The organism is Nonomuraea sp. NPDC047897 (genome assembly GCF_043204415.1).
Classification (GTDB): Bacteria; Actinomycetota; Actinomycetes; order Streptosporangiales; family Streptosporangiaceae; genus Nonomuraea.
This window is the reverse complement of sequence record NZ_JBIDCC010000002.1, coordinates 694034-715845: the sequence shown is the minus strand read 5'-3', so window position 1 is coordinate 715845 and position 21812 is coordinate 694034. Positions and strand designations below refer to the sequence as shown.

The window sequence follows — 21812 nt, the reverse complement described above, 5'->3', positions numbered from 1 at the left end:
GTCGGAACACGACCTCGAAGGAGCCGAACATGACCGCCTTGACCGTCACCGCAGATCGGACCAAGTTCCTGCGCCTCGCGCTTGCCGCCGACGCCGTCGTCACGGGGGTCAACGGGCTGGCCTACCTTGCCGCCGCCGGGCTGCTCAGCGACCTGCTCGGGCCCGGCACGGGCCTGCTGCGGGGAGTCGGCGTCTTCCTCCTCGGTTACGGGCTGGCGGTCGGGTTCCTGGCGAGCCGGCCCGTCATCAGCGCCGCCGGCACCAAGGCGGTGATCGCGCTGAACGTCGTCTGGGCCGTGGCCAGCGTCGCCGTCGTGGTGACGGGGGCCGCCGCGTTCACGACGGTCGGCGCGGTGTGGGCGATCCTCCAGGCGCTGGTGGTCCTCGTGTTCGCCGAGCTGCAGGTCATGGGCCTGCGCAGGGCCCGCTGAACCGGCCGCCGGGCACACCTGGCTCGCCCGGCGGGTGCCCGCTCACCGTCGAAGTGGCCCCCGGGATCCCGGGGGCCGCTCTCATGCGGGCAGCTCGGTCACGGCGCCCGCACACCCCGCCGGTACGTCAGCGGCCCTCACGGCGGGCGAACGCCCGCAGGGCCTGCGCGTCCGAGTAGGTGTGGCGCACGTACTCGGTCACCCACTCCTCGATCCCGTCGAAGCCGCTCTCGGCGATCAGCCGCCCCGCGACCAGGTCAGCGTCCAGCGGGGTGCGGCGCAGGGTGACCGCCCCCGTGCCGCCGTCCAGCAGCGCCCAGTGCGCGCCCGCCGTGCCGTACGGCATCCCGACCGAACCCGGGTTGACCACCAGGACCCGGTCCGCCAGCCGTACGAACGGCATGTGCGTGTTGCCCAGCACGACCGTGTCGGCCCGCTCTCCGGCCAGCACCTCGGCCCAGCGCTCCAGCGAGCTGTCCACGAGCACCATCTCGTCGTCGGAACGCGGCGTGGCGTGCACGAACAGGGCCGTGCCCAGCCGGCCGAGCTCCAGCTCGCGCCGCTGCGGCAGCCCGCCGAGCAGCTCCACCTGGTCGGGGCGCAGCCGCTCCGCCGCCCACGCCGACACCGCGATCTCCCCCTGCTTGCCCGCGGCCAGCTCCACGAGCTCCCGGTCGGCGTTGCCGTTGACCCACAGCGCCCGCTCCCCCAGCGACACCAGCAGGTCGAGCGTCTCGACCGGCTGCGGCCCGGCCGCCATGTCACCGGTGAGCACGATCAGGTCGGCGGCGGCCACGTCGGGCTCGGCCAGGACAGCCTCCAGGGCGGGCAGGACTCCGTGGATGTCGGACAGCACGGCGATGCGCATGCCACCACCCTGCCCCCGGCCGCCTGCCGACGGGCCCGTGTTCGCGGGGGACGAACAGGACCTACTCGCTCTCCCGCCACCCGTCGTACCGCTCCACCAGCGCGTCCACCTCGGCCAGCCGCCCCAGGTCGAGCCCCTCGGCCACGACGAGCCACTGGGCGTCCTCGGCGTCGTCCTCCCCCGCCAGCGTCTCCCGCACCACGCGCGGCACCCCGGCCTCCGGGAACAACTCGCCCAGGACCTCCGCCACCTCCTCGGCGTCGTCCCGCTCGGCGAACACGAGTAGCTGCCTCATGACATGGCATTCTGCCGCACCCGGCACGAACTGAACGTGCTGAGCGGTTCACCGGCCGTGAACGCGGTAGGTTGCTAGCGTTGGACCATGACGGCAGAAGCGGTGAGTCTAGAGATGGCGACACCTTCGCTCCCCGACTGGGTCTTCCCGCCCCCCGAGGGCTTCCGGGCCGAAGACCTCGATCACATTCCGGATCTGCCTGCGCACACAGAGTTGATTGATGGAAGCTTGGTCTTCGTGAGCCCTCAGCGAGACTTCCACACCTCGATGCTGTTCCTCCTGCACACCGAGCTACGCCGCTCGGTTCCCGAGGGGTATCGGGTCCGCAGGGAGATGAGCGTCAGGCTCGGTCCCAAACAGCGGCCTGAGCCGGATCTCATCATCGTCCCGCAGGCCGTCGTCCGGCTCGACGCCACCTACTACGAGGGCGAGGACGTGCTGCTCGCTGTGGAAGTCGTCTCCCCCGACTCGGAGGAGCGCGACCGCAGGCGCAAGCCGTCGCTCTACGCCGAAGCCGGCATCCGCCACTACTGGCGAGTGGAGACCGAGTCCGGCAGGCCGGTCGTCTACGTCTACGAACTCGACCCGGCCACCCGCGGGTACGCACCCACCGGCATCTACCACGACCGGCTCAAGGTGAGCGTGCCGTTCGACATCGACATCGACCTCACCGAGATCGACGAGGTGTGATCCACAGCAAGGGCCCCGGTACGCCGTATCGGGGCCCTGCTCATGGCAGGGCTTCTGCCGCACCCGGCACGAACCGAACGTGCTGAGCGGTTCACCGGCCGTGAACGCGGTAGGTTGCTAGCGTTGGACCATGACGGCAGAAGCGGTGAGTCTAGAGATGGCGACACCTTCGCTCCCCGACTGGGTCTTCCCGCCCCCCGAGGGCTTCAGGGCCGAAGACCTCGATCACATTCCGGATCTGCCTGCGCACACAGAGTTGATTGATGGAAGCTTGGTCTTCGTGAGCCCCCAAGCCTCCTTCCACACCCTCGCCGTGGATCTCCTCGTGGCCGGTCTCCGCCGGATCATCCCCGGCAGCCTGCGCGTCCGCCGGGAGATGAGCGTCATCCTCGACACCGACCAGCGGCCCGAACCTGACATCTGCGTCATCGCCGGCGGCGCGGACCGCGGACCGGAGCAGACGTTCTACCGGGCGCAGGAGGTCGTGCTCCTTGTCGAGGTCGTGTCACCGGAGTCCAGGATCCGCGATCGGGAGCGCAAGCCCACTCTCTACGCCAGAGCCGGGATCCCGCACTTCTGGCGAGTGGAGAACGAGGCCGGCAGGCCGGTCGTCTACGTCTACGAACTCGACCCGGCCACCCGCGGGTACGCACCCACCGGCATCTACCACGACCGGCTCAAGGTGAGCGTGCCGTTCGACATCGACATCGACCTCACCGAGATCGACGCCCTCTGAGGCACGACGAAGGCCCGGTACGGCGTACCGGGCCTTCGTCGTGCGTGGTCAGGCGCCGCGCAGGTGCGCCCCCACCCGGTCGGCCGCCATCGCCACGGCGGCGTCGCGGGCGGCGGTGGTCTCCTCCACCGTCAGCGTCCGGTCCTGGGCGCGGAAGCGCAGCGTGTAGGCGAGCGACTTGTTGCCCTCGCCCGCCTGCTCGCCCGCGTACACGTCGAACAGCCGCACCGACTCCAGCAGGCCGCCCGCCCCGTCGCGCAGCGCCGCCTCCACGTCGGCCACCGGCGTGAAGTCGGGCACGATCAGCGCCACGTCCTGCGTCGCCACCGGGTAGGCCGACACCTGCGGCGCCTGGACCGGGCCCGGCACGGCCGGCTCCAACCGGGACAGCTCCAGCTCCATCGCCGAGGTGCGCGGCGGCAGCCCGTACGCCTCGACGACGCGGGGGTGCAACTCACCGGCGTGGCCGACCAGCGTGTCACCGGCGTAGAGGGCCGCGCAGCGGCCCGGATGCCACGGCTCGTGCTGGTCGGCGACGACCGACAGCTCGACCCCGGCCTCGTCGGCGACGATCCGGGCCGCCTGCACGGCGTCGGCCCAGCACTCCTGGCGTCCGCCGCCCCACCAGCCGGACCGGTCGAACTCGCCGGCCAGCACGACCGCCACGCGGTGCGGCTGGTCGGGCAGCGCCGCCGCGACCGAGGCCAGTTCGTCGGCGGTCGGCCTGCGCTGCACGCCGAGCACCGGAGCGGTGGGGGGCGCGCCCTCGCGCGGGCGGTAGACGGCGCCCGACTCGAACACCGCCACGTCGGTGAAGCCGCGCCCGACGTTGCGCACCAGGGTCTTGAGCAGCCCCGGCAGCAGCGTGGTGCGCATCAGCGGCTCGTCGTCGGCCAGCGGGTTGACCAGCCGGACGGCGCGGCGGCGCGCGTCGTCCGCGGGCAGCTGCAGGTGGTCGAAGTCGGTGTCGCTGACGAACGGGTAGGCCAGCACCTCGACGTAGCCGGCCGCGGCCAGCGCCCGGCCGACCCGCCGGCGCAGCCGCTGCCCCTCGGTCAGCCCTGCTCCGGCCGGCGCCGCGGGCAGGATCGACGGCAGCCGGTCGTAGCCCTCCAGCCGGATGACCTCCTCGGCGAGGTCGTTGGGGTCGGTGAGGTCGGGCCGCCAGGACGGCGGCGTCACCGTGATCATGTCGTCGCCGGTGACGGCCAGCTTGGCCGCCAGTTCGCCGCCGGTCACCACGCCGGTCGGGTCGACGCCGCCGCGGCGCACGGCCGGGTCGTCGCCGTCGGTGACGGTGCAGCCGATCTGCTCCAGCCGCCGTACGACGCTCTCCTTGGCGTAGGTGACGCCGGCGACGGCGCCGGGGTGACCGGCCGGCATCGCGATGCGGGCCGGCCGCACGTCGGTCTCGGCGTGGGTGACGCCCGGCTGGACGCTCGCGCCGCCCAGCTCGGCCAGCAGTTGCACGGCCCGCCAGGAGGCGACGAGCGGCAGCTCGCGGTCGACGCCGCGCTCGAACCGCTTGGACGCCTCCGACACGAGCCGGTGCCGGCGGGACTCGCGGGAGATGCCGGTGGCCGAGAAGTGGGCCGCCTCGATGACGATGTCGGTCGAGGCGTCGGAGATCTCGGTCTCCAGGCCGCCCATGGTGCCCGCCATGGAGATGGGCCCCGACTCGTCGGTGATGAGGATGTCGTCGGGGTCGAGGTCGCGTACGACGTGGTCGAGCGTCTCCAGCCGCTCGCCCGGCCGCGCCCGGCGCACGACGATCTCTCCGGTCAGCTTGGCCCGGTCGAAGGCGTGCAGCGGCTGGCCGAGCTCCAGCATCAGGTAGTTGGTGACGTCGACGGCCAGTGACACCGGCCGCATGCCGGCCCTGGCCAGCCGTACGCGCATCCACAGCGGGCTCTGCGCGGCCGGGTCGAAGCCGCGGACCTCGCGCAGCACGAACCGGTCGCACGCGGTCGGGTCGGCGATCGACGCCGGCCACGCCTGCTCGGTCTCGGCGGGCAGCTCGACGTCGGCGGGGTCGCGGAACGGCACGCCGAACGCGACGGCCGCCTCGCGGGCCACGCCCCGGATGGACAGGGCGTAGCCGACGTCGGGCGTGATCTCGAGTTCGAGGACGTCGTCGCGCAGCCCGAGCAGGTCGGCGACGTCGGCGCCGATCGGGGTGTCGGGCGGCAGCACCATGATGCCGGCGTGCTCGTCGGTCAGCCCCAGCTCGCGCTCGGAGCAGATCATGCCCTCGGACATGCGCCCGTACGTCTTGCGGGCGCCCACCTCGAAACCGCCGGGCAGCACGCCGCCCGGCAGCACGACCGGCACCCGGTCGCCGACGGCGAAGTTTGTGGCGCCGCAGACGATCTCACGTGGCGTAGCCTCGCCCACCTCGACCTTGCAGTGCCTGATCGGCTTCTTGAAGCCGGTGAGCTCCTCGATCTCGAGCACTTCGCCGACGACGACGTTCTTGACGTCGTGACCGTAGGAAGTGATCGACTCCAGCTTGAGCCGGGCGGCCGTGAGCTTGTCGGCCACCTCCTGCGCCGTGACCGCGGGGAGATCGACGTACTCCCGCAGCCAGGAGAGCGGGACCTTCATCAGATCTCCATTCCGAACGGAAGGGTGAAGCGGATGTCACCCTCGACCATGTCGCGCATGTCCTCGACGTTGTGGCGGAACATCAGCGTCCGCTCGATGCCCATGCCGAACGCGAACCCGGAGTACTTCGACGGGTCCACCCCGCAGGCGACGAGCACGCGCGGGTTGACCATGCCGCAGCCGCCCCACTCGATCCAGCCCTCGGACTTGCAGGTGCGGCACGGCGGGTTGCCCGGCACGGCGGAGGAGCCGCGGCAGACGAAGCACTTGAGGTCCATCTCGGCCGACGGCTCGGTGAAGGGGAAGTAGTTGGGCCGGAACCGGGTGGTGATGCCCTCGCCGAACATCACCTCGGCGAACCGGTCGAGCGTGCCCTTGAGGTGGGCCATCGTCAGGCCCTCGTCGATGGCCAGCCCCTCGACCTGGTGGAAGACCGGGGTGTGGGTGGCGTCGAGCTCGTCGGTGCGGAAGACCTTGCCGGGCGAGATGACGTAGCAGGGCACGCCGCGCTCCAGCAGGGCCCGCACCTGAACGGGCGAGGTCTGGGTGCGCAGCACCATGCCCGAGTCGGCCGAGCCGACGAAGAAGGTGTCGTGGTCGGAGCGGGCCGGGTGGTCGGTGGCGATGTTGAGCGCGTCGAAGTTGAACCATTCGCCTTCGAGCTCGGGCCCTTCCGCCACCTCGTAGCCCATCGCGACGAAGGTGTCGGCGATGCGCTCCTGCATGGTCGTCAGCGGGTGGCGCGCGCCGCGCGGCCGGCGGTCCCACGGCAGGGTGACGTCGACGGTCTCCTCGACGAGGACGCGCGCGTCACGCTCGGCCTCCAGTTCGGCCTGCCTGGCGGTGAGGGCCTCGTTGATGGCCTTGCGGGTCGCGCCGACCCGTTTGCCGGCCTCGGCGCGGGCCGCGGGGGGCAGCGCGCCGATCTCGCGGTTGGCCAGCGCGATGGGCGAGCGGTCGCCGGCGTGGGCCAGGCGGGCCTGCTTGAGTGCGTCGAGGCTGCCGGCCGACTTGATCGCATCGAGGGCTTCGGCCTCCATGCGGGACACCTCGTCGGCTTGCAACGGTGTGACCTCGACGGGGTCGTAGTCAGACAAGAGTGAGCTCCGTATCCAGGGCTTGAGCGGTCAAGAGTCTAACGGGGGCGCCCACCGGCCGACTCGCTCGTGATGCCGCGGGCGTCAGGCGAAGTCGGGCGTGCCGGTGGGCACGGTAAATCGGAACTCCGCGCCGCCCTCGGGCGCCCGCTGCACGGCGATCGTGCCGCCGTGCGCCTCGACCAGGCCCTTGACGATGAACAGGCCCAGCCCGGTGCCGCCGCGCCTGCGGCTGTTGCCCCGCCAGAACTGCCGGAAGACGCGCGGGGCCAGCTCGGGCGCGATGCCCTCGCCCTCGTCGCGCACCGACACGGCTAACCCCCACCCGACGGACTCGATGTCGATCGTCACGGTGCCGCGCCCGTGCCGCACCGCGTTCTCCACCAGGTTACCGAGAATCTGGTCGATCTTGTCCTGGTCGAGCCACATCTCGGGCAGATCGTCGCCGGCGAGGAGCCGGAAGCGGTCCTCGGGCTCGCCCGCGGCGACCCGGCCGGCGATGATCCTGCGGGTCCTGGCGGGCACGTCGACGACCTGGCGGTGCAGCTCCAGCCGCCCGGACTCGATGCGTGAGACGTCGAGCAGCTCGGTGATCAGCCGGGTGACCCGGTCGGCGTCGTTGTTGACCGTCTCCAGCATGACACGCTTCTGCTCGTCGGTGAAGCGGGTCCACTTGGCGAGCAGCGTCGCGGTGAAGCCCTTGACGCTGGTCAGCGGCGAGCGCAGCTCGTGGGCGACGGTGGAGACCAGGTCGGCGCGGCTGCGCTCCAGCCGGGCGCGGGCGCCGCCGTCGCGCAGCGTGATGGCGACCCGGACGACGTCGCCGCACCGGGCGGGCTCGCGCACCAGGCGGGCGGCGACATGCAACTCCTGGCCCGCGGGCAGGTGGAGCGGCCGCTCGGGCACCCTGCTGCGGGTGCGCAGGCCGCCCCGCGGGTCGAGGCCCTTCCACCATTCGCGGCCGTCGTGGTCGCGGAAGGGGAACACCTCGTCCATGTCGCCGCCGACGGCACGCTCGGGGGTGACGCCGGTCAGCCGGGCGGCGGCCCGGTTGACGGCGAGCACCCGGCCGTGGCCGTCGGTCACGATGAGCCCGTCGGGAAGGTCGTCGATGGCGATCGTGCACGCGGGCGAGACCGCTGGACCACCCGTGTCTGCGCCCTGCACGACCTCGCCTCCTCCGCCTACAAGGCCGACAATAGCGGGTTTCCCGGCGCCTGGGGGACTCGCCGAACGCCTCCCTATGGGTCCTGACGGGTCCCACCTGCGGGCGCGGCCGATCATGACGGGCGGGCGTGGACTCAGGGCAGCCGCTGTGCTCTGGCGGAGGAGTAGAGGCACACGGCGGCGGCGGTCGCCAGGTTGAGGCTCTCGGCCTGCCCGTAGATAGGGACCCGGACCACGTCGTCGGCCTCCGCGAGGACGTCCTCCGGCAGGCCCCACGCCTCGTTGCCGAAGATCCACGCGGTGGGCCCGGACAGGTCGACGTCGTCGAGCGTGTGCTTGCCCGCGCCGTCGGCGGCCAGCACGCGCAGCCCGCGTTCCCTGAGGTGGCGCACCGTCGCGCTCACCGGCGCGCCGATGACGACAGGCAGGTGGAAGAGGCTGCCGGCGCTGGCGCGCACGCACTTGCCGTTGTACGGGTCGACGGAGGCGTCGGTGAACACCACGGCGTCCGCGCCGGCGGCGTCGGCGGTGCGCAGGACGGTGCCGGCGTTGCCCGGGTCGCGCACGTGGGCGAGGATCGCGACCAGGCGCGGCTCGGCGGGCAGGGCCTCCTGCAGCGGCACGTGGACGAGCCGGCAGACGGCCAGCAGGCCCTGTGGGGTGACGGTCTGCGACAGCTCGGCCATCACCTCGCCGCTGACCCGGTGCACGGGCAGGTCGCGGGCGGCGGCCTCGCCGACGATCTCGGGGTGCCGCTGTTCGGCCTCGGCGGTGGCGAACAGCTCCACCATCACGCGGTCGAGCCGGAGCGCCTCACGCACCGCCTGCGGGCCCTCGGCCAGGAACTTGCGGTCCTGCTCGCGGAAGGCGCGCTTGGTCAGCCGCCGGGCGGCCTTGACCCTCGGCGACCTGACGTTGGTCAGCTCGGATCCCGCCATGCGTCCCCCTGCCTGCCGTACCGACTGGAAAAGCCCTGTTAGATGAAAAAAGGGCCCACCCTGAGGTGGGCCCTCCGTCTAGAGCCCTGCCGGGCCCGTCACACGCCTCAGCTCGCGGCCGGGGCGTTCACGTTCGCCGGCAGCGCCTTCTTGGCGGCCTCGACGAGCGTGGCGAAGGTCTGGCTGTCGTTGACCGCCAGATCGGCGAGGATCTTGCGGTCGACCTCGACGCCCGCCAGGCGCAGACCCTGGATCAGGCGGTTGTAGGTCATGCCGTTCTGGCGGGCCGCAGCGTTGATGCGCTGGATCCACAGACGGCGGAACGCGCCCTTACGGTCCTTGCGGTCCCGATAGGCGTACGTCATCGAGTGGAGCATCTGCTCCTTGGCCTTGCGGTAGAGCCGTGACCGCTGGCCACGGTAACCGGTTGCCCGCTCGAGGACGACCTTGCGCTTCTTCTTGGCGTTGAGCGCCCGCTTCACGCGTGCCATGTTTCTTCTCCCCGGGGGTTCGCGCTACTTGGCGAGCAGCTTCTTGATCTTCTTGGTGTCGGCGTCGGAAAGGACGACCTCGTTCTTGAGACGGCGCGTCAGCGTGGACGACTTCCACTCGTTGTAGTGCGCGCGGTTGGCACGGCGACGCTTGATCTTGCCAGAACCGGTCAGCCGGAACCGCTTCTTCGCACCGCTGTGCGTCTTCATCTTCGGCATGTCCGCCGTCTCTCCTCAATTCGGTCGTGCCGGTGGCCGGGCCGGTGCTGGCCGACCCGGTCGCGGCGTCTTCGTCTGCTGGTGGCCGTTCGGGGTGCGCTGTAAGGCTAACCCCTACGGGGGGTCACGCTTCCTGTGTGGAAGGTTCCTCGCTGCCACGCTGGGCCTTGGCCGCTGCCTTCTCGGCCTTGGCCTCCGCCTTCTTCTTGTGCGGACCGATCACCATGATCATGTTACGGCCGTCCTGCTTGGGCTGGGACTCCACGAAGCCGAGCTCCTGGACGTCCTCGGCCAGCCGCTGCAGCAGCCGGAAGCCGAGCTCCGGACGGGACTGCTCGCGGCCACGGAACATGATCGTGACTTTGACCTTGTCCCCCGCCTTGAGGAACCGCACCACGTGACCCTTCTTGGTCTCGTAGTCGTGCGGGTCGATCTTCGGCCGGAGCTTGATCTCCTTGATGATCGTGTGCGCCTGATTCTTGCGCGCCTCGCGCGCCTTCATCGCGGACTCGTACTTGAACTTGCCGTAGTCCATGAGCTTGCACACGGGCGGTCGAGCCGTGGCCGCGACCTCGACGAGGTCGAGGTCGGCCTCCTGGGCCAGCTTGAGGGCATCGTGAATCGAGACGATGCCGACCTGCTCGCCGTTCGGGCCCACGAGGCGAACCTCGGGAACTCGGATACGCTCGTTGATGCGGGGCTCAGTGCTGATGGGGCCTCCTAGGTTTGCGATCCCTACGTGCTCGTCGTGCCGGGGAACTTTACGCGAAACGCGAAAAGCCCCGCACGTCGCGCATGCGGGGCCACTGAGCTCTTCGGCGTCGTGGCCTCAAGCTCCCCGGAGTAGTCCGGCGTGATCCTGGACCCGGCCACCTCGCGGCGACCCGGGTGGGAGGGAGACCTCCGCTTGCGCGTCCAGCAAACATGCCGGACCGATCAGAGAGCTACATTACCACAACCACGAACGATGCTCGAATCTTCCCTCCCGGCCCTCGCCTGGGCGACTAGACTGTGGACGATCCAGCCTAGTCTGTCTAGACAGGAGAGTGCCGAGTGACGACGTGGCAGTTGCAGGAAGCCAAGCAGCGCTTCAGCGAAGTGGTGCGCCGGGCCCACGACGAGGGCCCCCAGATCGTGACGCGCCATGGCGAGGACGTCGCGGTGATCCTCGACATGGCGGAGTATCGCCGGATCAAGGGACAGGAACCCGACTTCAAGGAGTTCCTCCTCAGCGCGCCCGATTGGGACGACGACCTCGAGTTTCCCCGGAGCAAGGACCTGCCCCGCGAAGTGGACCTGGGCTGGTGAGCGTCGGCTACCTTCTCGACACCAACGTCGTCTCCGAGGTCCGCAAGCGGAACGGCGATCTCCGGGTGAAGGCCTGGATCGACGCCTCGCTCGGCCCGACCCTGCACGTGAGTGCGATGACCATCGGCGAGATCCGGTACGGCATCGAGCTGCGCAGACAACGTGATCCCCGTCAGGCACTCGTCCTCGAGCGGTGGCTGGCCAGGCTCTACGAGTCGTTCCGGGACCACATCGTCCCGATCTCCTCCGAGATCGCGGAGGAGTGGGGGCGGCTCAACGTCATCCGTCCGATGCCCGCCGTCGACGGGCTGCTGGCCGCCACGGCGAAGGTGCACGGCTGGAGCGTGGTCACCCGCAACGTCAAGGACTTCGCCGGAACCGGCGCCACCGTGATCAACCCGTTCGAGTGGCCCGGGTGAGCAGCTCGGCCTCGCCGGCCGCGCGCATGGCCGCCACCGGCACGTCGGCGCGGCCCGTCATGAGCTCCACCTGCCGGACCGCCTGGTGGAGCAGCATCGCGAAGCCGCTCACGACCGTGCCCCCGGCTTCCCGTACGGCCGAGGCGGCCCGGGTGGGCCAGGGCGAGTAGACCACGTCGAACAGTGCGGGAACCCCCGCCAGCAGGTCCGCGTGGGCGTCGGCCGCGCCGCCGGGCAGCGTGGAGACGACCAGGTCCACCTGGAGCCGGGCGGTGAGCTTGTCGAGCGTCTCCACCTCGAGCGCCACGCCGAGCCGTTCGGCCACCGCCACCGTCTCCCCCGCGCGGGCCGGGTCGCGGACGAGCAGCGTGGCTCCGTGCACTCCGAGGCCGCGCAGCGCGGCGAGCGTGGAGGCGGCGGTGGCGCCGCCGCCGAGCACGGTCGCCGTCCGGGGCGCGGGCACCCCCGCCTCGGTGAGCGCCTGCTCGATGCCGTAAACGTCGGTGTTGTGGCCGTGCGCGGCGCCGTCGCGGAACACCACCGTGTTGGCGCCGCCCACCTCCAGCGCCAGGTCGGAGACCGTGTCGAGGAGCGGCAGGACGGCCCGCTTGAGCGGCATCGTCAGTGACAGGCCCGCCCAGGCGTCGTCCGGCTCGCCGTCGTCGCCCGGCCGCCCGCGCCGGACCGGCCGCAGAGCGCGCAGCGTGCCGGGCAGCGACGCCTCGTCGCACTCGACGGCCTCGTAACTCCACCCGGCCAGGCCCATCGCCGCGTAGGCGGCGCGGTGCAGGCAGGGTGACAGCGAATGCCCGATCGGCGCCCCCATGACCGCGGCCCGCATGATCACCTGCTCCCTTCGACTGGCAGCACCCTACCGCCGCCGGCTCCCGGACCGGCCACCCGGCCGCCGGTCGCGGTCACCGACCGTCCCGCACCCCGGCCGCGGCAAGGCCACCCGGGACTCCGCCCCACGGTCGCGAGCCGGGGCCGCCCTCCGGAGCCCCGGCCGCCTCGCTCAGCCGCCGTTCTTGCGGTACTCCGCCAGCAGGGCCTGCCGTTCGGCCTCGGTGGTGGCGAACTTGGTGACGTTGCTGTTGGGGTCGGTGGCGACGAAGTACAGCCAGGGCCCCCTGGCGGGCTTGAGCGCCGCCTCCAGCGCGTGCTGGCCCGGGTTGGTGATGGGCCCCGGCGGCAGACCCGGCCACTTGTACGTGTTGTACTTCGACGGCGTCTCAAGCTCCTCGTGGGTCGCCGCCGTGCCGTACTTGCCGAGCGCGTACATGACCGTGCTGTCCATCTCCAGCTTCATCGCCGGCTCGCGGTTGAGCCGGTTGTAGATGACCCGGGCGATCTTCGGCATGTCCTCGTGCCGGCCGGCCTCGGCCTGGATGATGCTCGCGATGATCACCATCTCGCGGGCCGTGTAGCCGAGCTTCTTCGCGCCCTCCTCGAGCTCGACCTTGTCGGCCGTCTCGTGGAACCGCTCCACCATCGAGGCCAGGATGTCGGCCGGCGTGGTCTTCGGCTGCACGTCGTACGTGGACGGGAACGCGTACCCCTCCAGCCTGTTCCCGGCGTAGCGGGGCAGGTCGAGCGCGCGGACGTTCTTCGCGGCCGCCTCGAACTCCTTGACCGGCTTGCCCGTCTCCTCGGCGAGCTTGGCGAGGGTGTCGGACAGGCGTAGCCCCTCCTGGAGAGTCACCCGGCTCAGCATCCGGTTGTTCGCGTCGAGCCGGGTCACGGCGGCGGCGGCTGACATGCGCTTGCGCATCGTGTACTGGCCGGGCTGCAGGCTGTTGCTCTTGCCCGCGCTCTCCAGCGCGTTGGTGAACGCCCTGGCGCTGGCCACGACCCCCTGCCGTTCGAGCTCGACCGCCACCTCGGAGGCGATCTGGCCGTCCTTGATCTCTATGATCACCTCGCCCTCGCCCTGACCGGTGAAGTCGTCGGGGACGAGGGCGCCGCTGAGCCACTGGTAGCCGAAGTAGCCACCGCCGCCCAGGATGCCGACGAGGATGATCAGGGCGAGGACCGGCGCGATGAAGCCGCCCCGGTTGCGCCGCTTGCGCCGCCTGCGGCTGCCGCGTCTGCCGGAACCTCTGGAGCGCCTACCACGACCCTCGTCGTCTTCGGCGCCGAGCAGGAAATCCATATCGAGCTCGCTCATGGGTGCGCTGGCCAATCTCCCGGCGCCGGCCGTCCGGCGTCAAGCGGACGGACCGAACCGTTCGGGATCACCGGGGGGAACGGGGGGATCCGCCGGACATGCTCGCACGTCCGGGGAAGTTCACTCGGGGTAGCCATGTTCGGGGACGGCGAGGGGAGGGCCGGCGCCCCGGCGCGCGGGCCGGGGCGCGGGCCGGGGCCGGGGATCTCGCGGATCCCCCGCGGGGTGGAGGGCGTCCCAGCGAGCATCAGTTCGTCCCGAGGTTCTGGTGCGACTCTTCCCGGTATCTCACGAACTCGCTCTCTTTGTCGGTGAATTTGGTGATTCTATGCGCGGGATCAGTTGTGACAAACCAGCACCAATCCCCCTTCGCCGGTCGTAGTGCCGCCATCAGTGCCTTCCGGCCGGGGTTCGAGATCGGCGCCGGCGGCAGACCCGCGCGCGCATAGGTGTTGTACGGCGAGCGGACCCGCAGATCCCTCGCGGTGATCCGTGGGGTCCGCCTGCCGACCGCGTAGGCGACGGTCGCGTCCATCTGCAGGGGCATCCCGCGCCTGAGCCTGTTGTAGACCACTCTGGCGATCTTCGGGTAATCGGCGTCCCGGCCGCCCTCCACCTGCGCGATGCTGGCCACGGTGACGGCCTCCAGCGGCGTCAGGCGCACCCGCGCCGCGCGGGCCTCCAGGTCCAGTCGCCGGGCGACCTCGCCGTACCGCTCCACCATCGCGGCGAGCACGTCCACGGCCGTGGCGTCGGGCTCCACCTCGTACGTGGCGGGGAAGAGGAATCCCTCGATCCCGCGGGCGTACGCAGGAAGCCCGACGAGTTCGGGTTCGACCGCCCGCAGCGCTCTGAGCGGCAGGCCGGCCTGGGCGGCGATGCGCCGCAGCACCTCGTCCGCGCGCATCCCCTCGGCCACCGTGACCCGTCTGACGACCCGGGACGCCGGAGCGAGCAGCAGGTCGAGCGCGGCCTCGGCGGCCATGCCGGCGCGCAGCCGGTAGTGGCCCGGCCTGAGCTCGTGCGACACGGCCCGCGCCTCGGCGGCGTCGACGAACGAGCGGGCGCTCGCCACCACGCCGCTGCCGGCCAGGATCTCGCCGATGTCACCCGCGGTGGCGCCGGGCCGGATCCGGACGGTCACGGCGCCGGTGCCGGGGCCCTCGTGGTCCTCCGGGTCGAGGCGGGGCTTGAGCACGGCGTACGCGCCGGTGCCGAGCGCGAGCGCCGAGGCGGCGATGCCCGCCGTGAGGGCCACGCCTCTGCGGGTCGGCACGGGCGTCGCCCGGTCGGACCGGGCCCTCCCGGACTCGGCGCCGCCGCGGTCGAGGTCTCCGGATGCGCGCGCCGCCGGTGCGGGCGCGGCGGGACCAGGGTGGCGCGGCGTCATGAGGCCGGTCCGCCGGCCGCCGCGGAGGGCGGGTCGACGGGCCTGCCTGGAGGTCTGTCCGTGGCGCGTTCGGCGTCGAGCGCGTCCTGGAGCAGGACGACCGCGGCCGCCTGGTCGACGACCCCGCGCTGCTTCCTGGCGCGTACGCCGCTGGCCCGCAAGCTCTGCTGGGCGGCGACCGTGGTCAGCCGTTCGTCGAACAGCCGGACCGGGGTGGGGTCGAGCCGGGCGGCCAGCTCGGTGGCGAAGGCGCGAGCCAGCGCGGCGGCCTGCCCCTCGCGGCCCGACAGCGAGGTGGGCAGCCCCACCACGACCTCGATCGCCTCGTGCTCCGCCACGATCGCGGCGATGCGGTCGAGGTCGCCCTTGCCGCGCCTGACGGTCTCGACCGGCGTGGCCAGCAGCCCGGAAGGGTCACTGCGGGCCACGCCGACACGTACGGAACCGACGTCCACGCCGATCCGTGAACCGAACCGCATGTCAGCCGAGCTGTCCCTCGATGGCCTGCTCGACGAGCCGCAGCGCGTCGCCGATCGCCTCGGGCCGGCTGCCGCCGCCCTGCGCGACGTCGTCCTTGCCGCCACCGCCACCCCCCAGCGCCTTGGCGGCGACGCCGACCAGTCGCCCGGCCTTGAGCCCCCGCTCGCGTCCCGCCTCGTTGACCGCGGCAACGACCACGGGTCGGTCGGAGGGGACGCCGGCGATCACGATGACCGCAGGCCGGTCGGCCGGGAACCTGCCACGCACATCCAGGGCGAGCTTACGCAGGTCGTCGGCTCCGGTGCCATCAGGCGCGCGGTGTGTCACCACGGAGACGCCCTGCAGGTCACGAGCCTGCGAGGCCAGCTCGCCGGCCACCTGGAGCACCTGGGCGGAGCGGAGCTTCTCCAGGTCCTTCTCGGCGGTGCGCAGCCGGGTGACGATGCCCTCGATGCGCTCGGGCAGCTCCTCGCGGCGGGCCTTGAGCTGCTCGGTGAGCTGGGCGACGAGCACGCTCTCCCGCGCCAGGAAGCGGAAGGCGTCGATGCCGACCAGCGCCTCGACGCGGCGCACGCCCGCGCCGACCGACTGCTCACCGAGCACCTTGACCAGGCCGAGCTGGCCGGAGCTGTGGACGTGGGTGCCGCCGCACAGCTCGCGGGAGTAGTCGCCGATCTCCACGACGCGGACCTCGTCGCCGTACTTCTCGCCGAACATGGCCAGCGCGCCCATCGCCCGGGCCTCCGCCTGGGAGGTGTGGAAGGCGTTGACCTTCAGGTCGTTGATGAGCACGGCGTTGACCTCGTCCTCGACGTCGCGCAGCACGCTCGGCGGGACCGCTCCCGCCGAGGTGAAGTCGAAGCGGAAGCGGCCGGGCGAGTTCTCGGAGCCCGCCTGCGCGGCCGTCTCGCCGAGGGCGTTCTTGAAGCCGCGGTGCACGAGGTGGGTGGCGCTGTGGCTGCGCGAGATGGCGCGGCGGCGCTCCACGTCGATCTCCGCCTGCGCCTCGTCGCCGACCCGCACCTCGCCGGTGCGGACCTTGCCGCGGTGCACGACCAGGCCGGCGATCGGCGACTGCACGTCGACGATCTCGACCTCGGCGCCGGCGGTGCGGACGACGCCCTGGTCGGCGAGCTGGCCGCCGCCCTCGGCGTAGAAGGGGGTGCGGCCGAGCACGATCTCGACGGTCGAGCCGGCGCCCGCGGCCGGGACGGTCGCGCCGTCGACGAGGATGCCGACGACCGTGGTCTCGGCCTCGGTCTGGTCGTAGCCGAGGAACTCGACCCTGCCGGCCTTCTCGAGCAGCTGCCCGAAGACGGACACGTCGGCGTTGCCGGTCTTCTTCGCCGCGGCGTCGGCCTTGGCCCGCTCCCGCTGCTCCTTCATCAGCCGGCGGAAGCCCTCCTCGTCGACCTGCAGCCCCTGCTCGGCGGCCATCTCCAGGGTCAGGTCGATGGGGAAGCCGTAGGTGTCGTGCAGCTGGAACGCCTGGTCGCCGGAGATCGACGTGCCGGACCTGCGCTTGGTCTCCTCGACGGCCACGTCGAAGATCGCGGTGCCGGTGCGCAGCGTGCCGAGGAACGACGCCTCCTCGGCGTCGATGACCGCGTGGATCTGCGGGGCGTCCGTCTTCAGCTCGGGGTACTGCTCCCCCATGACGTCGATCGCGACACCGGTCAGCTCGTGCATGTAGCGCTCGTCGCCGGAGCCGAGCAGGCGCAGGTTGCGGACGCTGCGGCGCAGGATACGGCGCAGGACGTAGCCGCGGCCCTCGTTGCCGGGCATGACGCCGTCGGCCACCAGCATGGTGCCGGTGCGGACGTGGTCGGCGACGACGCGCAGGCTCACGTCGGCGCGGGCGTCGCGGCCGTAACGGGTCTTGGTGAGCTCGGCCGCCCGGTCGAGGATCTTGTAGGTGGTGTCGATCTCGTAGATGTTGTCGACGCCCTGCAGGATGGCCGCCATGCGCTCCAGGCCCATGCCGGTGTCGATGTTCTTGCTGGGCAGCTCGCCCGCGATGTCGAAATCGACCTTGCTGCGGACCGCGCTGAGCTGGTACTGCATGAACACGAGGTTCCAGACCTCGAGGTAGCGGTCCTCGTCGGCGACCGGACCGCCCTCCTTGCCGTACTCGGGGCCGCGGTCGTAGTAGATCTCCGAGCAGGGGCCGCCGGGGCCGGGCACGCCCATGTGCCAGTAGTTGTCCTCCAGGCCGCGGCGCTGGATGCGCTCGGCGGGCAGACCGACCTTGTCGTGCCAGATGCCGAACGCCTCGTCGTCGTCGTGGTAGACGGTCGCCCAGAGCCGGTCCTCGGGGAAGCCGAAACCTCCGTCGGCCTCGGACCTGGTGAGCAGCTCCCAGGCGAACGGGATCACCTCGGCCTTGAAGTAGTCGCCGATGGAGAAGTTGCCGAGCATCTGGAAGAACGTGGCGTGCCGGGTGGTCTTGCCCACCTCGTCGATGTCGGGGGTGCGCACGCACTTCTGGGCGGTGGCCAGCCGGGACGCCGGAGGCTTGCGCTGCCCCAGGAAGTACGGCTTGAACGGCACCATACCCGCGTTGACCAGGAGTAGCGTGGGGTCCTCAGCGATCAGGCTGGCCGAGGGCACTACTTTGTGCCCACGCTCCTCGAAGAAGCGCAGGAAGCGGCGGGCGATCTCTGCCGACTCCATGGCGGCCATCCTTTGCGTTAGTCGTTGTGGTCAGAGTCGCCGAGCCCGAAGCGGGCCCGCAACTCGATTTCGCGATCGGCCGCTTCGCCGAGCGCGTCGGAAGTAAAGTCTCTCACCTGCGCGAGCATGCCCGCCGCGCCGCTGACGGTCCGGCGCGCCATGTGGTTGGGGTGCAGGGCCTGCAGCCTGCGCATCACCCACAGGGTGATGCACGCGCCGAGCGACAGGTAGAACAGGCGTCTGATCACGGCCGCCGCCCGATGCCGGGCGTCGGGCGGGTGCGGCGGGCCTCGATGGCCCGGCGTACGCCGTAGCCGAGGGACGACACCTTGATCAGCGGCCCGGTGAAGATCGTCTGGGTGACGGCGCTCAGCTTGGCCGCGTGGCCGCTGATCTGCTTGACGTCCTTGGTGATGGCCTCGACGGCGACGAGTTGCCTGTTGGTCTCGTTGACCGTGACGCTCACGTCGTCGAGCAGCGGCGCCACGCGGCTGCTTAGGTCGGAGACCGCCTTGGTGGTCTCGGTCAGCAGCCTGGTGAGCCTGACGAGAACCATGACCAGCACGCAGACCAGGACTATCCAGCCCGTGGCCGCGATCAGCCCGGCGACCTCTCCAGCGGTAAGCATGCGCTCATCTCCCTCGTACGCTGCGCCGGAACGGCATGAACCCTATCGTGTCCGGGGACTCAGGTTAGTGGGGACGAAGATCTTGATCTGGCCGCCACGTCGGGGCGGCCTTGTTTCGCCGGGTCGAAGTGCCCCCAGCGGGCCCCCTCGAACCTCGATCCGGCCTCATCGGTCCGACGCCGTCGATCGGCCTGCCGGCCTTGCGGGTCAGCCGGCCGGGAGGCGGGCGAAGGCGCGTACGGGAGCCCGCCGGGCCCCCGCCAGGCGTGGCGGCACGGCGGTGAGCAGCGCGCCGGTCGGCGGCAGCCGGTCGAGCCCCGTGAGCCCCTCCACGACGGGGATGCCCGCGTTCAGGAGGATCCGCCGGGCAGGCCGGGCGCCCTCGGGTGCACCGTCGGGTGCGCCGTCGGAGGCGTTCTCGGGTGCGCCGTCGGGTGCGCCGTCGGAGGCGTTCTCGGGTGCGCCGTCGAGTGCGTCCGCGTCGGTGCCGGCCAGGGCGGCGCCGCGTTCCACCAGCCAGGTCGCGGCCTCGGGCGTGAGCGGGTTGCCGTGCCGCGCCCCCGTGTGCAGCAGGACGGCGGCACCGCGCACGTCGAAGGCGGCCAGCGCGCCGACGCCGACCGGCAGCGGCCCGGCGCCCGCCACCCGCACCACCACGACGGGCAGATCGGCGACGCCGGCCAGGCTCAGCGCGGCCACATCCGCGGGCGTCTCGATCGAGGTGGTGCCCGCGGAGGGCGCCCGGTCGAGTTCGACCAGCGGCCCGGTCCGGCCGGGCGGCGGGACGCTGCGGTCGGACGGGCCGCCCCTGGTGCCCTTGTGCGGCTCGGCGAAGACGCGGACGCCGGACAGGCGGACCTCGTCGGTCATCAGCAGGCCCAGCGAGGCGACGAAGAGGGCGGCGATCTCGTCCTCGCCGCAGTCGGGTGACGGCAGGTCGACGCGGAACCCGTGGACGATCAGGTCGCCGCCGTTGCCGAAGGTGATGGCCGCGTCGAACGAGGCGCGGTAGGCGACGGCCGCGTCGGGCGGTGCCGTGGCAGGAGTGTCGCCCGCGGCGTCTCGTCCGGGGTGATCGGAGGGTGGCCGGGCGGCGTTCATGGAGCGCTCCTTCGCGTGGGGTCGAGGCCCCGTGGTGTGCCGGTCACGTGCCGCGCAGGAAGTCGCGGATGCGGGCCCAGCGGTCGGCGACCGGGGCCTCGGCGCCGTGAGTGGTCGGCTCGTAGTAGCGACGCTGCCGGATCTGGTCGGGGGCGTAGTCCTGGCGGACCAGTCCGTGGTCGAAGTCGTGCGGGTACTTGTAGCCCTCGCCGTGACCGAGCTTGGCCGCGCCCGGGTAGTGGGCGTCGCGCAGGTGGCCGGGCACCTGGCCGATGAGGCCGCGCCGTACGTCGCCGACGGCCGCGCCGATGGCCTTGACGACGGCGTTGGACTTGGGGGCCAGGGCGCAGTGGATGACGGCGTGGGCGAGGTTGATCTGGGCTTCGGGCAGGCCGATGAGCTGCACCGCCTGGGCGACGGCCACGGCCGTCTGCAGGCAGGTGGGGTCGGCGAGGCCGACGTCCTCGGAGGCGAAGATGACGATGCGGCGCGCGATGAAGCGCGGGTCCTCGCCGGCTTCGATCATGCGGGCGAGGTAGTGCAGGGCGGCGTCGGCGTCGGAGCCGCGCATCGCCTTGATGAACGCGCTGATCACGTCGTAGTGCTGGTCGCCCTGCCGGTCGTAGCGGACGGCCGCCTTGTCGACGGCCTTCTCCACCACCTCGACGGTGATGTCGTCGGCCAGCAGCGCCGCGGCCTCCAGGTAGGTCAGGGAACGGCGCGCGTCGCCGCCGGCGAGCCGGACGAGGTGGTCGAGGGCCTGCGGGGCCAGGGTGGCGCGGCCGCCGAGCCCGCGCTCGTCGCCGACGGCGCGCTGCAGCACCTCGCGGATGTCGTCGTCGGACAGCGACTCCAGCGTCAGCAGCAGCGAGCGTGACAGCAGCGGCGAGATGACCGAGAAGAACGGGTTTTCCGTCGTGGCGCCGATGAAGGTGACCCAGCGGTTCTCGACGGCCGGCAGCAGCGCGTCCTGCTGCGCCTTGTTGAAGCGGTGCACCTCGTCGACGAACAGCACGGTCTGGCGGCCGGTCATGCCAAGCTCGCGGCGGGCGGCGTCGATGGCGGCGCGCACGTCCTTGACCCCGGCGGAGACGGCCGAGACCTCGACGAAGCGCCGTTTGGTGACGCCGGCGACGACGTAGGCGAGCGTGGTCTTGCCGGTGCCCGGCGGTCCCCACAGGAAGAGCGACATCGGCGCCTCGCTCTCCACGAGGCGCCGCAGCGGCGTGCCGGGGCCGAGCAGGTGTCGCTGGCCGACGACCTCGTCGAGGCCGCGGGGACGCATCCGCACGGCGAGGGGTTGCGGCGTGGCCTCCTGCGCCGCCGAATCGAACAGGCTCTCCACAACGCGAGATTACAGGGTGGGCCGCGCCGGGCGGTCCACCGCGGGCGGGGGCACCCGTCTGTGGTGCTGCCGGACGGCTACTCCCACACGGCTCTGGCTCCCGAGTCGCCGGCCTGGAAGACGTAGTAGGCGGCCACGAGCGCCAGGACCACGGTGAGCGCCGACAGGGCGACGGTGGTCGCGCGGCCGAACCGGTCGCCGCCCGAACCACCCGAACCACCCGAACCGCCCGAACCGCCTGTGCCGTCCGAGCCGCCGGTGCCGGGTGTGACGGCGGTGCGGCCTTCCGCGGCGCGGGCCGGGGTGGTGGCGAGAACCAGCAGCAGCGCGCTGACGCCGAGCCCGAGGGTGGACAGCAGCAGCGGGTTGGCGAAGCCCTGGTGGGCGGCGATCATCGTGGCCAGTTCGCCCTCGGCGGTGGCGAAGCGGGCCGCCTTGAGGCTCTCGCCGCTCTGTCTGGCGGCGAAGACGGCGGCCGGGCTGCCCACCGCGAGCAGCGCCACGGCCCAGCCGAGCCGCGGGCGCAGGCGTGGCAGTGCCGCGTACGCCACGGACAGCAGGGCGAGCAGCGGCGTCAGGACGACGGCGAAGTGCACGATCAGGGGGTGGGCGGGCAGGCCGAGGACTTGGTCGAACACCGGGGAACTCCTTAGTACGTCTTTCAACTACAAGTTCCAGCACCCTATGATTCCCGCGTCGCCCGCAACAGTGACCGTTTCCCGTCACTTACGTCTTCCACATTCCAGGGCCGGTAGCATTCGCGGA

General features: G+C 71.8%; 24 protein-coding genes. 5 read left to right on the top strand and 19 right to left on the bottom strand.

Annotated elements, in window-relative coordinates:
* Window positions 1-29 precede the first annotated feature (29 nt).
* The gene (locus tag ACGF0J_RS06755; RefSeq protein WP_393142653.1) at window positions 30-431 is read left to right on the top strand and encodes a hypothetical protein; all 402 of its coding nucleotides are present in this window, start codon (window positions 30-32) and stop codon (window positions 429-431) included.
* A gap of 127 nt (window positions 432-558) precedes the next feature.
* Here ACGF0J_RS06755 and ACGF0J_RS06750 read toward each other — a convergent pair whose 3' ends face one another.
* Both ACGF0J_RS06750 and ACGF0J_RS06745 read right to left on the bottom strand, forming a co-directional pair.
* A complete protein-coding gene (locus ACGF0J_RS06750) occupies window positions 559-1299 on the bottom strand; it encodes a metallophosphoesterase family protein (protein WP_393142651.1) in 741 nt (246 codons plus the stop codon).
* A gap of 61 nt (window positions 1300-1360) precedes the next feature.
* On the bottom strand, window positions 1361-1594 hold the full coding sequence (locus ACGF0J_RS06745) for a hypothetical protein (RefSeq protein WP_393142649.1): 234 nt from the start codon (window positions 1592-1594) through the stop codon (window positions 1361-1363).
* 87 nt (window positions 1595-1681) lie between these two features.
* On the opposite strand from ACGF0J_RS06745, the gene ACGF0J_RS06740 reads away from it, so the two are divergent.
* Complete coding sequence (locus ACGF0J_RS06740) at window positions 1682-2284, top strand: Uma2 family endonuclease (RefSeq protein WP_393142647.1); 603 nt, start codon at window positions 1682-1684, stop codon at window positions 2282-2284.
* A gap of 130 nt (window positions 2285-2414) precedes the next feature.
* Window positions 2415-3020, top strand: coding sequence for a Uma2 family endonuclease (locus tag ACGF0J_RS06735; protein WP_393142645.1), 606 nt, complete (start codon window positions 2415-2417; stop codon window positions 3018-3020).
* A gap of 48 nt (window positions 3021-3068) precedes the next feature.
* On the opposite strand, the gene ACGF0J_RS06730 is transcribed toward ACGF0J_RS06735, so the two are convergent.
* The 7 genes from ACGF0J_RS06730 to infC form a co-directional block, all read right to left on the bottom strand.
* Window positions 3069-5624, bottom strand: coding sequence for a phenylalanine--tRNA ligase subunit beta (locus ACGF0J_RS06730; RefSeq protein WP_393142643.1), 2556 nt, complete (start codon window positions 5622-5624; stop codon window positions 3069-3071).
* Complete coding sequence (gene pheS, locus ACGF0J_RS06725) at window positions 5624-6664, bottom strand: phenylalanine--tRNA ligase subunit alpha (RefSeq protein ID WP_393142729.1); 1041 nt, start codon at window positions 6662-6664, stop codon at window positions 5624-5626. The genes ACGF0J_RS06730 and pheS overlap by 1 nt, the downstream gene beginning before the upstream one ends.
* Window positions 6665-6805: 141 nt before the next feature.
* Window positions 6806-7888: an ATP-binding protein gene (locus tag ACGF0J_RS06720; protein ID WP_393142641.1), complete on the bottom strand. Its 1083-nt coding sequence runs from the start codon at window positions 7886-7888 to the stop codon at window positions 6806-6808.
* A gap of 134 nt (window positions 7889-8022) precedes the next feature.
* Window positions 8023-8826, bottom strand: coding sequence for a TrmH family RNA methyltransferase (locus ACGF0J_RS06715; protein WP_393142639.1), 804 nt, complete (start codon window positions 8824-8826; stop codon window positions 8023-8025).
* Window positions 8827-8933: 107 nt separating this feature from the next.
* Window positions 8934-9317 (bottom strand): 50S ribosomal protein L20, encoded by a 384-nt coding sequence (rplT, locus tag ACGF0J_RS06710; protein ID WP_101785231.1) that lies wholly within the window; start codon window positions 9315-9317, stop codon window positions 8934-8936.
* A gap of 24 nt (window positions 9318-9341) precedes the next feature.
* Window positions 9342-9536, bottom strand: a complete 195-nt coding sequence (gene rpmI / locus ACGF0J_RS06705; RefSeq protein WP_026215152.1) for a 50S ribosomal protein L35 — start codon at window positions 9534-9536, stop codon at window positions 9342-9344.
* 124 nt (window positions 9537-9660) lie between these two features.
* A complete protein-coding gene (gene infC, locus ACGF0J_RS06700; RefSeq protein ID WP_393142727.1) occupies window positions 9661-10248 on the bottom strand; it encodes a translation initiation factor IF-3 in 588 nt (195 codons plus the stop codon).
* A gap of 341 nt (window positions 10249-10589) precedes the next feature.
* On the opposite strand from infC, the gene ACGF0J_RS06695 reads away from it, so the two are divergent.
* Together ACGF0J_RS06695 and ACGF0J_RS06690 are read left to right on the top strand one after the other, a co-directional pair.
* A complete protein-coding gene (locus ACGF0J_RS06695) occupies window positions 10590-10844 on the top strand; it encodes a type II toxin-antitoxin system Phd/YefM family antitoxin (RefSeq protein ID WP_393142637.1) in 255 nt (84 codons plus the stop codon).
* A complete protein-coding gene (locus ACGF0J_RS06690; protein ID WP_393142635.1) occupies window positions 10841-11263 on the top strand; it encodes a type II toxin-antitoxin system VapC family toxin in 423 nt (140 codons plus the stop codon). Before ACGF0J_RS06695 ends, ACGF0J_RS06690 begins: the two co-directional genes overlap by 4 nt.
* On the opposite strand, the gene ACGF0J_RS06685 is transcribed toward ACGF0J_RS06690, so the two are convergent.
* The 10 genes from ACGF0J_RS06685 to ACGF0J_RS06640 all read right to left on the bottom strand — a co-directional run bounded on the left by ACGF0J_RS06685 (window position 11238) and on the right by ACGF0J_RS06640 (window position 21685).
* Window positions 11238-12104, bottom strand: a complete 867-nt coding sequence (locus tag ACGF0J_RS06685; RefSeq protein ID WP_393142633.1) for a shikimate dehydrogenase — start codon at window positions 12102-12104, stop codon at window positions 11238-11240. The genes ACGF0J_RS06690 and ACGF0J_RS06685 overlap by 26 nt on opposite strands.
* 174 nt (window positions 12105-12278) lie before the next feature.
* Window positions 12279-13430 (bottom strand): endolytic transglycosylase MltG, encoded by a 1152-nt coding sequence (mltG, locus tag ACGF0J_RS06680; RefSeq protein ID WP_393142631.1) that lies wholly within the window; start codon window positions 13428-13430, stop codon window positions 12279-12281.
* A 247-nt stretch (window positions 13431-13677) separates the two neighbouring features.
* Window positions 13678-14706 carry an endolytic transglycosylase MltG gene (gene mltG, locus ACGF0J_RS06675; RefSeq protein ID WP_393142629.1) on the bottom strand — a complete coding sequence of 343 codons (1029 nt, stop codon included), beginning with the start codon at window positions 14704-14706 and terminating at the stop codon, window positions 13678-13680.
* A 110-nt stretch (window positions 14707-14816) separates the two neighbouring features.
* Window positions 14817-15299, bottom strand: coding sequence for a Holliday junction resolvase RuvX (ruvX, locus tag ACGF0J_RS06670; RefSeq protein ID WP_393142627.1), 483 nt, complete (start codon window positions 15297-15299; stop codon window positions 14817-14819).
* Window position 15300: 1 nt separating this feature from the next.
* Complete coding sequence (alaS, locus tag ACGF0J_RS06665) at window positions 15301-17973, bottom strand: alanine--tRNA ligase (protein ID WP_393142625.1); 2673 nt, start codon at window positions 17971-17973, stop codon at window positions 15301-15303.
* A 17-nt stretch (window positions 17974-17990) separates the two neighbouring features.
* Window positions 17991-18221 carry a hypothetical protein gene (locus ACGF0J_RS06660; protein ID WP_393142623.1) on the bottom strand — a complete coding sequence of 77 codons (231 nt, stop codon included), beginning with the start codon at window positions 18219-18221 and terminating at the stop codon, window positions 17991-17993.
* Window positions 18218-18601: a DUF948 domain-containing protein gene (locus ACGF0J_RS06655; protein ID WP_393142621.1), complete on the bottom strand. Its 384-nt coding sequence runs from the start codon at window positions 18599-18601 to the stop codon at window positions 18218-18220. Before ACGF0J_RS06655 ends, ACGF0J_RS06660 begins: the two co-directional genes overlap by 4 nt.
* Before the next feature lie 207 nt (window positions 18602-18808).
* Window positions 18809-19702 (bottom strand): hypothetical protein, encoded by an 894-nt coding sequence (locus tag ACGF0J_RS06650; RefSeq protein WP_393142619.1) that lies wholly within the window; start codon window positions 19700-19702, stop codon window positions 18809-18811.
* A 43-nt stretch (window positions 19703-19745) separates the two neighbouring features.
* Entirely contained in the window at window positions 19746-21047 is a 1302-nt protein-coding gene (locus ACGF0J_RS06645; RefSeq protein WP_393142617.1) for a replication-associated recombination protein A, read from the bottom strand.
* A gap of 77 nt (window positions 21048-21124) precedes the next feature.
* A complete protein-coding gene (locus ACGF0J_RS06640) occupies window positions 21125-21685 on the bottom strand; it encodes a hypothetical protein (RefSeq protein WP_393142615.1) in 561 nt (186 codons plus the stop codon).
* Window positions 21686-21812 lie beyond the last annotated feature (127 nt).